The following is an 11,197-nucleotide window of genomic DNA, read 5'->3' as shown; positions in this document are numbered from 1 at the left end:
TGCTGCGGTAAAGAGCCGTGGTGGTGAGCGTCGGATGAAAAGTTCGGACGAGATCGAGCAGGTGCGTGTCCGAAAGACGAACGAAAGTGAACCATCCGAAGACGCGTCGTTAAGAAATTCAAGCGTCGTCGAAACCAGGACCGTTTCGTCATCCTGGGATAAGCCCGCGCAACGAGACAAGGAGCCTCCTGCCGGAGCGCCACAGTTCACGCAGCTGCAGGGCCAATACCTGGCCTTCATTTATGCCTATACCAGGATCTTCAAACGCTCCCCGGCAGAAGCGGACATGCGTCGCCACTTTGAGGTGACCGCACCGTCTGTACACCAGATGGTGATAACCCTGGAAAAGGCCGGTCTCATTCAACGCCAGCCTGGAGAAGCGCGAAGCATTCAATTGCTCGTAGAACCTGAGGCGCTGCCAATCCTACGCTAGCTCACCAGTCAGAATCTCTTAGGAGCGGTACTAGTTGCCGTGGTGGCATAGCGATTGAATGGATAAAAAAAGTTTCAAAGGGCTTCGCAAACTTACAGTTTTGGCACGGACAGTGAGAGGACGGAAAATGGCACAAGATAAGCTAGTTGGCTTAAACCGGCGCAATCTTCTATCGCTAATCGGTATGACTGCAGGCAGTATGACGATGTACCACGCCATGACTACGCTCGGGCTGGCTGGTGAGTCTAGATACAACGGACCAATAAAGCTGGAAGGCGCTCCGAAGGACACTTCCGTCTTGATTCTTGGAGCAGGATTGGCGGGTATGACGGCAGCACTCGAACTGCGTCAGGCCGGTTACAACGTGAAAATACTGGAATACAACAATCGAGTAGGTGGCCGAAATTGGACGATACGCGGCGGCGATAGCGTGAAGGAACTGGGCGGCGAGATCCGGAATTGTGAATTTGATGAGGGGCTTTACATCAATCCTGGTCCGTGGCGAATTCCGTATCATCACCATGGCTTGCTCGCATACTGCAAGCGGCTGGGCGTGGTGCTAGAGCCCTTCCAACAACTCAACCACAACGCGTTCCTGCACTCCACAAGGGGGGGCGGCGGCAAGCCGCAGCGAGTGCGTTACGTTATGACCGATATTCGGGGACACATATCAGAGCTGCTGTGTAAGGTGACGCGCAAGGGCGCACTCGAAGGGAGTGTCACTAAGGAAGATCAGGAGATGCTACTTGAGGCCCTTCGCTCCTGGGGCGCGTTGGATGAGAATTATGCCTACCAGAATAGCACACACGTGAGAGAGTTTCGCGGTTCGGTCGAAGCCTATCGCGCGGGGAGAAATAGCGTCGTGCCAACGTCCGGAAAGCCGCTGAGCCTTTCCGAAATACTAGGTTCGGGCCTTTGGAGCGATCTAGCCGCTTTTGCGCGCTATGAATTCCAAACAACCATGTTCCAGCCACGTGGCGGCATCGACCTGATTGGCAAGGCTTTCAGCAAGGAAGTGGACGACCTCGTCACCTATAACGCCAAGGTGACAAAGATCGAGCAGGACGAGAAGCGCGTCACGGCCTATTACGAAGACAGCGAGAATCCCGGTACAATACAGCGGGCGAGCGGCGACTGGTGCGTATGTACGATTCCCCTGACGATCCTCAGTCAAATCGACATCAATGTCAGCGCCGAAATGCTCGCAGCGATCAAAGCTGTACCCTATGCATCATCCGTGAAGGTAGGCCTACAGTTCAAGCGTCGTTTTTGGGAGGAAGATGACCTGATTTTCGGGGGCGTGAGCTACACCAATCTGCCGATCCGGCAGATTTCTTATCCAAGCAGTGACTTCAATACGAAGGGAAAGGGCGTTCTGCTGGGCTGTTACACTTGGAATGGGCCGAATTCCTATGAGTTCACGTCAATGGCTCCCGAGGAACGCGTGAAGCGGGTTGTCGAATACGGTGCGCGGATCCATCCTCAATACAAAGAGGAGTTCGAAAATGGCGTTTCCTGGGCCTGGCATCGCTCCCCGTTTACACTTGGCTGCGCCGGGGACTGGACGGAAGACACCCGCAGGGAACACTTCAATAATCTTTGCAAGATCGACGGTCGCGTAGTAATCGCCGGCGAGCATGCATCCCAAGTCCCGGCCTGGATGGAGGGGGCGATTCTCTCCTCACTAGACGCAATCACAAGGCTTCATAAGCGCATCATGGCTGGCTGATAATACGTTGCGACCAATTGAAGGTTTTTTCCGATGGCGAAAAACTCCAAAGGGCCTCTAGGCTCCGTTGTTGTTTCAATCTTGACGATGGCGCTCGCTGTCCCCGTCGGAGCCCAAGTAATGTTGAGCGACGGTGAGAACTTCAGTGAACAAAGCGGGGAAGCGCTGTATGCGAACGTCTGTGCCGCTTGTCATATGAACCATGGGGAAGGTGCGATGGGGGCAGGCAAATATCCGGCCCTTACTCAAAATCAGAATCTAGTGGTCGGGGATTACCCAGTTTACTTGGTGCTCCACGGGCATACAGGCATGCCACCTATCGGTCATATGATGAGCGATGACCAAGTTGCTGCCGTCGTTAACTACGTGCGCACAAATTTCGGCAACAATTACGAAAATGAAGTGACACGCGAGGACGTGGCGGACATCCGATAAGGCGAACACGACGGTCCGTTTCGAAAGAAGAGAATGACCGCAGCAAGCCAAATTCTCTACGGCGTCGACTCATAAACTCTGGCACCATATTCTTGTTGCGACGAGCTTTACGGCGGCGAGGTAGTTTTCCGGGTGCTTGTCATATCGGGTTGCGATGCCTCGGAACTGCTTGATCCTGTTGAAGAACCGTTCCACGAGATTACGTTGCCGATAGACCCAGCGCGAAAATACAAAGAGCCCTTGCGATTACTCTTCGGCGGGATGTTGGCCCAGGCCTTTCTCTCGGCGGCCTTAGCCCGTATGGCATTCGTGTCATAACCCTTGTCGGCCAGCAGGATGTCCCCCTCGCCAAGCTCATCCGTCAGCGCGTCGGCTTCGGCACAATCGGCGATCTGTCCACCAGTCAGACGCAGATTGACCGGGCGACCTTCGGCATCGACGAGCGCATGGATTTTGCTCGTAAGGCCGCCGCGGGAACGTCCCATGCCACCATCGTCTCCATCCCTTTTTTCCCGTGTCCGCGTGCTGGTGAACGCGGACACAGGTCGAGTCGATCATGACGATGTCGCCATCGTAGGCCTTGGACACCGCTTCAAGAAGCCGATCCCATACCCCGGCTTTGCGCCAGCGGACGAAGCGGTTGTAACAGGTCGTCGGCGGGCCATAGCGTTCCGGAACTTCCGCCCAAGGCGAGCCCGTTCGAAACCGCCAGAGGATGCCATTCAGTACCCGCCGATCATCAACGCGGGCAACGCCGCGTGGCTTGTTGGGTAACAACGGCGATATAATCGACCATTCGTGGTCAGTCAGTTCGTAGCGACGACCGTCATCAAATGCTTCCCTATTTCGAAGCCTTGAATCACGGCGGTCGATAAATGCCAAGAAATTTTATGAGTTTACGCTGTAATCTTCCAGGAGCGATCAATCCTGGCGGATCCAGGGGGGACGAACGTGTGCTGCAGGCACACATGAAGGGAGTTCAACATGAACAACTAACGTGTGGACAAGCTGCGTGAAAGATGAGGGTGGGCCCCTCGGGATCGGCTTTCAGGAGCAGGTTCCAAACCAGTCCGAGCTGCTTGCTGCGGTAAAGAGCCGTGGTGGTGAGCGTCGGATCAAAAGCTCATGGCATGACCATGAGCAGGTGCGTGTCCGAAAGACGAACAAACGTGAACCCTCGAAGACTCGTCGTAAACTGGTCAGATACCGTCAAAATCAGGGGCGGTTCGTTCCTCTGAGACAAGTCCGTCAGGAGCCTGATTATCGGGCGGACGGCGGTCGGCGGTGAGAGGGCGTGAGTCGGTCACAGGCTTTTGCGCGGAACTGCAGGAACCAGCTTTCTGATGCCAAGGGAGAAGCACAAGCGGCACATCACCGTGAGGCGAGAGTACAGATACAGGAAGTTGGGGCGAACCGACCCGTAGTAGTGATGAAGGCGCTTTAATGGAGCTGGAGCAAAGGGCTCGGATCAGGTGGTCGTATTTTCGAAACAACTGGAGACAGGATGACGTCGGCGGATACGACAGACAAGCCGTTTAGGATCGATAAGCGGCTGGTGTACGAAGCTTATAAAGCGGTCAAATCCAATGGTGGTGCGGCCGGAGTGGATGGGCAGACGATCGAGCAGTTCGAAGCCGACTTGAAGGGTAATCTCTACAAGATCTGGAACGGGATGAGTTCGGGAAGCTACTTTCCGCCACCGGTCCGTGCCGTCCCCATTCCCAAAAAGACTGGGGGCCAGCGGATTTTGGGTGTGCCCACCGTGAGCGATAGGATCGCGCAAATGGTGGTCAAACGGCTCATTGAACCGGAACTTGATCAGATCTTCCGGCCAGATTCCTACGGCTACCGACCGGGCAAATCTGCTCTGGACGCGGTAGGGATCACGCGTCAGCGGTGCTGGAAATATGATTGGGTTTTAGAGTTTGATATCAAGGGCCTAAATGACAACTTGGCGCACGATCTCTTGCTCAAGGCGGTCCACAAGCATGTCAAGGGTCAAGGGGCGTTGCTCTATATCGAAAGATGGCTGACGGCGCCCTTGGAACAGGATGGACAAAGGATAGGGCGGATCGCGGTACCCCGCAAGGGGGTGTGGTCAGTCCGATTCTTTCAAATCTGTTCCTGCACTACGCATTTGATCTCTAACCGGACATACCCCGACCTCCCATGGTGCCGGTATGCGGATGACGGTCTGGTGCACTGCCGGACCGAACAGGAAGCGGAGGCCGTCAAGGCTGCCCTTCAAGCAAGGCTGGCGGAATGCCAGCTGGAAATGCATCCCACCAAAACCAAGATCGGTTACTGCAAAGACCCCAAACGCAGGGGAACGTATCCGAACGTCAGCTTTGACTTTCTCGGATACTGTTTTCGACCGCGAGTGGTGAGAAATCCGCAAAATGGGCGACTGTTCTGCCGATTTACGCCGGGGGTTGCTCCCTCGGCGCTGAACCACATGCGGGCGACGATCCGGGACTTGAAACTCCGACAGAAAACGCATGTGTCGCTGGCCGACATTGCTCGCGAGATCAATCCGCTCCTCCGGGGGTGGATTGCGTATTACGGGCGGTTTACGCCATCGGCGCTGGATGCCTTGCGGCGTTACGTCAATCAGACGCTGTGCGTGTGGGTGAGAAGGAAGTTCAAGCGCTATGCCCGTTCGACCCAAGCAGGGAAATTTCTACAACGCCTTGCCCAAAGTCGAACGAAGCTTTTCGTGCATTGGCAGCTCGGAATAACCGGTAAGTTCGTCTGATGGGAGCCGTGTGAAGCGACAGTTTCACGCACGGTTCTGAGAGCGCGGAGGGTGAAGTCCCTCCGCGACTCGCCCGATCGCGACATGGCTTCAAACGCCGCTACTAAGAATGGTCTCGTCCTCCCGAGCCTTTGCCGCAACGCAAGCGGAATGATGGTGCAGCCGCTCGGCGCGGCGACCGAATGTGAGTTTGAACCGGCAATGGAAACAGGCCCGTTCACGCGAACAGGCTCAGCCTTGGATGCCGAAAGAGCGACCGAAGAAAACATGCGATGGAGTTCTTGACCCGATCTTCCCATATGAGTCGCTCGCTCCCAAGAACGTAAATGGTCAAGCGAGGACAGAAGCATCGGCGCTGCAGTTAACTGAACGGATCTGTGATGCTGTATCCTTCAGCATCGTTCGCGCTGTTGTCCAAGACATGACTGTTTGTTGGCAAGCCTGCCATCTGACAAGAGGGCACTAGCAAAAGGAATACGAAGCTCCCAGAAGAAGGCCTTGCAAACTCTTATTTAGATCATCCTTCGCGAGGCGCCTCCTTCGCCCCGGAGATTGAGGTCGATATTTCGTCCGGTTCGCAAAGGGACGGAAATGGTGCGATTGACCACCTGATCAGATTAACGGCACGCTCCAGCATCATTTCTGTCTGAGAACGACTTGACGAACATGCGATGACATGTCCAATCGAGTCTAAATAATCACCTCTTCTGACGATTTGTGCCTTTGGTGTAACGTAAAATTTGACCTCGTTGACACCCGGTACAGCAGCCGCGCGATTGTCACCACTGATCCAATCGAGGATGCCATCGCCCTCCGGAAGCAGGCTCCTCACTGCTGCTATGTGCGAATGCTTTGCTCGCAAGTCACAAATTTGTTGGCCGATGACAAGATTGATGTGCGCCGTGATCAAATCAACGCCGTACGCCAGTTGAACCAGTCTAGCTTCCCCGGTCGGAAGGCGGGGATTAACTTCAATGACAACTGGGCCATCGTTCGTCCATCGGAATTCAATGTTTGCCGGTCCCCATCCAAGACCGAGAGCTCGCAAGCAGCTAAGTGAAACATCGATGATGCGTTGAAGTTCGGTTTCAGTCAGCGGGGCAGGAAAGGTGTATTCACGAAAGACGAAATGTGGCGGGGGGCCGAAGTCAGCGGTACCAATTGCAATGACTTGGTTTCCCATTGTATTAGCGCCGTAGTACGGGCCTTGTGCGAATTCTTCGACGAGTATCTTCGGCGAAGATTGCCACGGGTGATCTCCGTCGAGCAGATGGCTCGTATGTTGAGCTAACTCTTTGGCATCCCGGCACAATCGGACACCGCTGCCGCCGAGGCCTGCGGTTGGCTTTAGTATCACCGGCAGACCAATCTTCTCCGCTGAGCATTCCACCTCCATTGCATCTGTTGCCAAGCGGTAAGCAGGTACTGGAACTCCGTATTCCGCGAGTACTTGGCGTTGCACAAATTTGTCGCAGCATCGATCAATCGATGCGGGGTCCGGTCCAGGTAGAGTGAAGTGTCGACAGAGTCGGGCAACTGTTGCATAGACTGTCTCGCTCGGGCTTGGAAACCCGGTAATGCCAGCAATCTCATAAGTCGTGCTTAACTGGTAGCATTCGCGGATTAACGCATCGAGATCGTCTGTATCGACACAGATTGTCTGAACCTCGTTCGCGCCAAGATAGTCGTACTGAGCTGGATCTGCAGACAGAGTAATAAGATGGAGACCAAGCCGCTGAGCCGCTTGGACGTACAGCGGGCCATTAGCCCGTGAACCTTCAATTAAGATGAGTGTTCTTCCTTTCATTGGCGTCAACCTCCATGTGGCGTGCTTTCAGGCGAGCTGAGGATGAATTTCCATCAGTTTTTACGCACGCCTCTCCGCGGATTTGCGGGTGAACGTATCATTGCCGAGCAATCTGCGAACGCGAAGATTTTGTAAATTTTTTCTGAGAGGACGTGCGACGACGTCTAATATTGCTGTGGCAAACTACTGTCATCCGTGAGCGCGACGAACAACCCACCTTTTCTTTTGTGAATGAGGCCGTGAGATAAGCTCCTTCATCGATAGGAGCGGAATGGAATGGTTGGAGATCGCGTTGATGCCATGCTTGAAGTCATGGATGAAGGCATGCATGAAGCCAGGCATGAGGGAAAGTATCGCCGGATCGAGGTGATCACCGGTCGGCGCCAGCGGCGGAATTGGACTGACGAGGAGAAGGCGCAGATCCTTGCGGAAAGCGCAGAACCTGACGTGAACATCTCGGCCGTTGCCCGGCGCTGGGGCGTCAATCGCGGCTTGCTGAATGTGTGGCGACGGGATGCCGGACTAACCTCTCAACGGTCGGCAAAGGCCAGTTTGCCGTCTGCCGTGTTCGTGCCGGTGACAGTGGTTGGGGATGGCGCACGACACGAAGGCTCGCCATCGAATGCCTCGGAGGTTCTTGCTGGCCGAATTGAGATCGAAATTGCGGGCGCACGCATGACGGTTATCGGCTCGGTGGCGCCCGAGTTGGCGCAGGCGATGGTGGCGGTGTTGCGAGGGCGCCGGTGATCGGACTTTCACCAAGCGGTGTGAAGATCATGGTTGCGACGCGACCTGTCGACTTCCGGCGCGGCATGAATGGCCTGGTGGCGTTGGTGGCGTCAGCCCTTGCGGCCGATCCATATTTATGCATCGGGTGAGATTTTGTGGCGGAGCCATTACGGCGCCAGCCGGGGACTGCCAAATCTAGAATTCTCCGCCACATAATATTTCATGCCTCTCTGACGGGCGCGGGATCCCCCTGCGCCGCAATACTGGAGGGGCAATATGCTCGACTTCTATTTTTCGTATCGTGGGGTACTCAAGCGTCTGCGTAGCGGTGCGCTCGGCGGCGAGATGGATCGCTTCGCGGAGCATTTTTTCACGCTCGGTTATAAGCGAGCGTCTGCCAAGATTTACCTGAGCCGGATTGCGCGCTTTAGCCAGTTTGCCGCGAGGCGTTCTTCTGGGCGGCCGCCGCTTTCTGGATTGGTTCCGCCATCACCATCTCGGCCAGGACCTCGAGCCGTTGACGGCTGAGCAGGTCCTTGCTGCTGTCGAGCATCGGCTGTCGCTATCGGCGACCTCCGGCAGCCGCACGGCAGCGACTGCTCACACTCGAACATTTCTTCGGTTTTTGTATTGGGCTGGCTACCATCGCCAAGATCTCGCCGGCGTTGTCCCAAGGACGCCCTCTTGGCGTTTGGCACATTTGCCGCCACGCCTTGCATGGGATGACGTTCGGCAGGCGATCGATGCGATCGGCGCAACGACGCCGGTCGACATCCGCGATCGAGCCGTCCTGCTGCTGCTCGCCACTACGGGCATTCGCAACGGCGAGTTACGCGCCATTCGGCTGAAGGATATCGACTGGCGTACTGGCGAGGTTTTTGTCCGGCGCACCAAGGGCAAGCGTGATCGGGTGGTGCCACTCCTAGAGGAGACCGGCGCCGCACTCGCCGATTACATCCTGCGCGCTCGACCGAAGGTGGATAGTCCGTATCTGTTCCTGTCCTTCACGCCGCCGCTGGGGCCGTTCAAGTGCGCGTCGCCTGTTTCGAGGATCGTGCGGAAGCGGTTGCGGCATGGCGGGGTCGAACTTGGGCGAGTCGCAGGTGCGCATCTCCTGCGCCACAGCCTTGCCACCCAGCTCGTCAGGCAGCAAAGGCCAATCAACGAGGTCGCCGATCTTCTTGGCCACCGGAGCATCAACACAACGGCGTTGTACGTGAAGGTTGCGGCCTCGCAACTCGCCGAGGTCGCACTCCCCTTTCCGGGAGGCGCCGCATGACCGCCTTTGCCCGATTCCTCGGCGAGAAGGTTGAGCGTTACATCGAACTGCGCCACTCGCTCGGCTATGCCTTCAGTAAGCAAGCTGGTACGTTGCGCGCTTTTGTCCGCTACGTTGAACGCACTCAAATCGACGCGCCCGCCACCCGGACGATGGCGCTGGACTTCGTCCTATCGTTCGGCGGGGCCGCCAACAGCCGCACCACTCGTCACGGCGTGCTCCGCAGATTCTACGAGTATCTCGCCGTCTATGACGCCCAAACCGAGAGCTTGGAGCGTAGGGTCTTTCCCAGATCCAGGGCAATTCCGCCGCCGCGGATCCTCAGCGAGTCAGAGTTGGCGTCGCTCATCGACGCATGTGCGCGCATTTCGCCAAGCATCCCTCTCAGGGGGCGGACGATGGCAACGCTAATCGGATTGTTGGCAAGCTCGGGACTGCGATCTGGCGAAGTGGTAAGGCTTGATCGTTCCGACGTCGATCTGACCAACGGGGTTCTTCTCGTTCGGAAGACGAAGTTCCGCAAGGACCGTCTCGTTCCAGTTCACACGACGACCCAGGCTGCCCTTCGCCACTACGCCAGTGAGCGTGACGCCGCTTTTCCCACGCCCAAGGACCAGGGCTTCTTCCTCAGCTCTCGTGGCAACCGCCTCTCAGCGACCGGCCTGCAAAACGGTTTTGCCGAGGTGCGTAAGCTCTCCGGCCTTGATGGCGGTAAGCCCTTAAGGCCGCACGATCTCAGGCACCGGTTCGCCGTGACCCGCCTCAGCTTCTGGCATCAACAGCGCGCAGACGTTCAGGCGTTGCTCCCGTTGCTCGCCACCTATCTCGGCCACGCCAGCTACAGCGATACCGCTTACTACCTCACTGGTTCGGCGGATCTTCTCGCCATTGCGGCGGACCGCGCTTTCCTCGATGGAGGTGCAGCATGAGCGAACATCTGCTCCTGGCGCCGCTCCTGGAATCCTACTTTCGCCGGCGCCTAACCAAGCAGCGCAACGCCACTCCCGCGACTGTCGCGAGCTATCGCGACGCCTTGCGCATGCTGATCCTCTTTGCCGCCGCCAGGTTGCGGAAGAGGCCGGCGGCGTTGGTGCTCGAAGATCTCGATCGAGACCTCGTTCTCGCATTTCTCGACGAACTCGAGGAGAAGCGGAACAACACCGTCGCCACGCGTAATGCCCGACTAGCTGCGATACGATCTTTCTTCCACCATGTGGCAGCCGCCGACCCGGCGTCCTTTGGTGTCGCGCAACGCGTGCTGACGATTCCCACAAAACGCGCGCACATTGAGGTGACGCACCATCTCACCGACGCAGAAGTGGACACCGTCATTGCGGCGCCCGATCAGAGGACGCCCCGTGGTCGGCGCGACCGCGCGTTTCTGCTGTTCCTGGCGCGGACCGGCGCGCGGGTCTCCGAAGCCATCGGTGTCAATGCTGACGACCTTCAGTTGGGACGCCCGCACTCGCAGGTGCTATTGCACGGTAAGGGGCGCAGAGATCGCGTCATCCCCGTTCCTCAGGATCTGGCGAGAGCGCTGGCGGCCTTGTTGCGCGAGCGCGGAATCACCAACCACGAACCACGACCGATCTTTATCGGTGCCCACAATGAGCGCCTGACGCGCTTCGGGGCGACCCACATCGTACGACGAGCGGCGGCCAAGGCAGTGGCCACAAGGCCGGATTTGGCCGAAAAGCCCATATCGCCACACATCTTCCGGCACTCCCTTGCCATGAAGCTTCTCCAGTCCGGCGTGGATCTTTTGACGATTCAAGCCTGGCTCGGGCACGCACAGGTCGCCACCACCCACCGCTATGCCGCCGCGGATGTCGAGATGATGCGTAACGGACTCGAAAAGGCGGGCATCAAGGGCGATTACGGGACGCGCTTCCGGCCCACCGATGCCGTTCTGCAACTGCTGAACAGCATCTAAGCTAAAACATTATGTGGCGGAAGATGCCAGATTTGGCAGTCCCCGGCTGGCGCCATGACGGCTCCGCCACAAAATCTCACCCGATGCATAAAAAGGG

Annotated in this window: 10 protein-coding genes and 2 pseudogenes; 9 read left to right on the top strand and 3 right to left on the bottom strand. The window is 57.0% G+C overall.

The genetic code is table 11. The features are described 5' to 3' along the window. The first annotated feature begins 214 nt into the window (after positions 1 to 214). From K290_RS38135 to K290_RS0132660, 3 genes are all read left to right on the top strand, one after another. Positions 215 to 433 (top strand): LexA family protein, encoded by a 219-nt coding sequence (locus K290_RS38135; protein ID WP_154668712.1) that lies wholly within the window; start codon positions 215 to 217, stop codon positions 431 to 433. 127 nt (positions 434 to 560) lie between these two features. Continuing rightward, positions 561 to 2,162 carry a flavin monoamine oxidase family protein gene (locus K290_RS0132665; RefSeq protein ID WP_004128922.1) on the top strand — a complete coding sequence of 534 codons (1,602 nt, stop codon included), beginning with the start codon at positions 561 to 563 and terminating at the stop codon, positions 2,160 to 2,162. 120 nt (positions 2,163 to 2,282) lie between these two features. After that, entirely contained in the window at positions 2,283 to 2,597 is a 315-nt protein-coding gene (locus K290_RS0132660; RefSeq protein WP_245276724.1) for a c-type cytochrome, read from the top strand. Positions 2,598 to 2,666: 69 nt separating this feature from the next. Here K290_RS0132660 and K290_RS37000 read toward each other — a convergent pair. Then, a pseudogene (locus K290_RS37000) lies at positions 2,667 to 3,407 on the bottom strand (IS5 family transposase). Between the two features lie 694 nt (positions 3,408 to 4,101). On the opposite strand from K290_RS37000, the gene ltrA reads away from it, so the two are divergent. Beyond that, positions 4,102 to 5,352 (top strand): group II intron reverse transcriptase/maturase, encoded by a 1,251-nt coding sequence (ltrA, locus tag K290_RS0132650; RefSeq protein ID WP_004128932.1) that lies wholly within the window; start codon positions 4,102 to 4,104, stop codon positions 5,350 to 5,352. Between the two features lie 517 nt (positions 5,353 to 5,869). Here ltrA and K290_RS0132645 read toward each other — a convergent pair. Continuing rightward, the gene (locus tag K290_RS0132645) at positions 5,870 to 7,159 is read right to left on the bottom strand and encodes an ATP-grasp domain-containing protein (protein ID WP_004128937.1); all 1,290 of its coding nucleotides are present in this window, start codon (positions 7,157 to 7,159) and stop codon (positions 5,870 to 5,872) included. Positions 7,160 to 7,435: 276 nt separating this feature from the next. Here K290_RS0132645 and tnpA point away from each other — a divergent pair, with 276 nt between their 5' ends. Together tnpA and tnpB are read left to right on the top strand one after the other, a co-directional pair. After that, positions 7,436 to 7,906, top strand: a complete 471-nt coding sequence (gene tnpA, locus K290_RS0132640; protein WP_004128939.1) for an IS66-like element accessory protein TnpA — start codon at positions 7,436 to 7,438, stop codon at positions 7,904 to 7,906. Next, positions 7,903 to 8,022, top strand: a pseudogene (gene tnpB / locus K290_RS36990) (IS66 family insertion sequence element accessory protein TnpB); the annotation flags it as partial. The gene tnpA and the pseudogene tnpB, both read left to right, overlap by 4 nt. A 293-nt stretch (positions 8,023 to 8,315) precedes the next feature. Here tnpB and K290_RS38835 read toward each other — a convergent pair. Further along, complete coding sequence (locus K290_RS38835) at positions 8,316 to 8,441, bottom strand: hypothetical protein (protein WP_276307848.1); 126 nt, start codon at positions 8,439 to 8,441, stop codon at positions 8,316 to 8,318. A gap of 138 nt (positions 8,442 to 8,579) precedes the next feature. Here K290_RS38835 and K290_RS38680 point away from each other — a divergent pair, with 138 nt between their 5' ends. Genes K290_RS38680 through K290_RS0132620 form a run of 3 tightly spaced genes read left to right on the top strand, consistent with a single transcriptional unit; the run spans position 8,580 to position 11,100 of the window. Beyond that, complete coding sequence (locus K290_RS38680; RefSeq protein WP_028755352.1) at positions 8,580 to 9,167, top strand: site-specific integrase; 588 nt, start codon at positions 8,580 to 8,582, stop codon at positions 9,165 to 9,167. Beyond that, entirely contained in the window at positions 9,164 to 10,096 is a 933-nt protein-coding gene (locus tag K290_RS0132625; RefSeq protein ID WP_004126144.1) for a tyrosine-type recombinase/integrase, read from the top strand. The genes K290_RS38680 and K290_RS0132625 overlap by 4 nt, the downstream gene beginning before the upstream one ends. Next, positions 10,093 to 11,100 (top strand): tyrosine-type recombinase/integrase, encoded by a 1,008-nt coding sequence (locus K290_RS0132620; protein WP_004126146.1) that lies wholly within the window; start codon positions 10,093 to 10,095, stop codon positions 11,098 to 11,100. Before K290_RS0132625 ends, K290_RS0132620 begins: the two co-directional genes overlap by 4 nt. Positions 11,101 to 11,197 lie beyond the last annotated feature (97 nt).

Source organism: Rhizobium leucaenae USDA 9039, assembly GCF_000426285.1.
GTDB classification, from domain to species: domain Bacteria; phylum Pseudomonadota; class Alphaproteobacteria; order Rhizobiales; family Rhizobiaceae; genus Rhizobium; species Rhizobium leucaenae.
This window is presented reverse-complemented; position numbering and strand designations above follow the sequence as displayed.

What these genes read in the sequence shown, in the direction of transcription:
- K290_RS0132645 (WP_004128937.1), bottom strand. Translation starts at nt 7,159, where the DNA reads ATGAAAGGAAGAACACTCATCTTAATTGAAGGTTCACGGGCTAATGGC.
- ltrA (WP_004128932.1), top strand. Translation starts at nt 4,102, where the DNA reads ATGACGTCGGCGGATACGACAGACAAGCCGTTTAGGATCGATAAGCGG.
- K290_RS0132625 (WP_004126144.1), top strand. Translation starts at nt 9,164, where the DNA reads ATGACCGCCTTTGCCCGATTCCTCGGCGAGAAGGTTGAGCGTTACATC.
- K290_RS0132620 (WP_004126146.1), top strand. Translation starts at nt 10,093, where the DNA reads ATGAGCGAACATCTGCTCCTGGCGCCGCTCCTGGAATCCTACTTTCGC.
- K290_RS0132665 (WP_004128922.1), top strand. Translation starts at nt 561, where the DNA reads ATGGCACAAGATAAGCTAGTTGGCTTAAACCGGCGCAATCTTCTATCG.
- tnpA (WP_004128939.1), top strand. Translation starts at nt 7,436, where the DNA reads ATGGTTGGAGATCGCGTTGATGCCATGCTTGAAGTCATGGATGAAGGC.
- K290_RS38835 (WP_276307848.1), bottom strand. Translation starts at nt 8,441, where the DNA reads ATGCTCGACAGCAGCAAGGACCTGCTCAGCCGTCAACGGCTCGAGGTC.
- K290_RS0132660 (WP_245276724.1), top strand. Translation starts at nt 2,283, where the DNA reads ATGTTGAGCGACGGTGAGAACTTCAGTGAACAAAGCGGGGAAGCGCTG.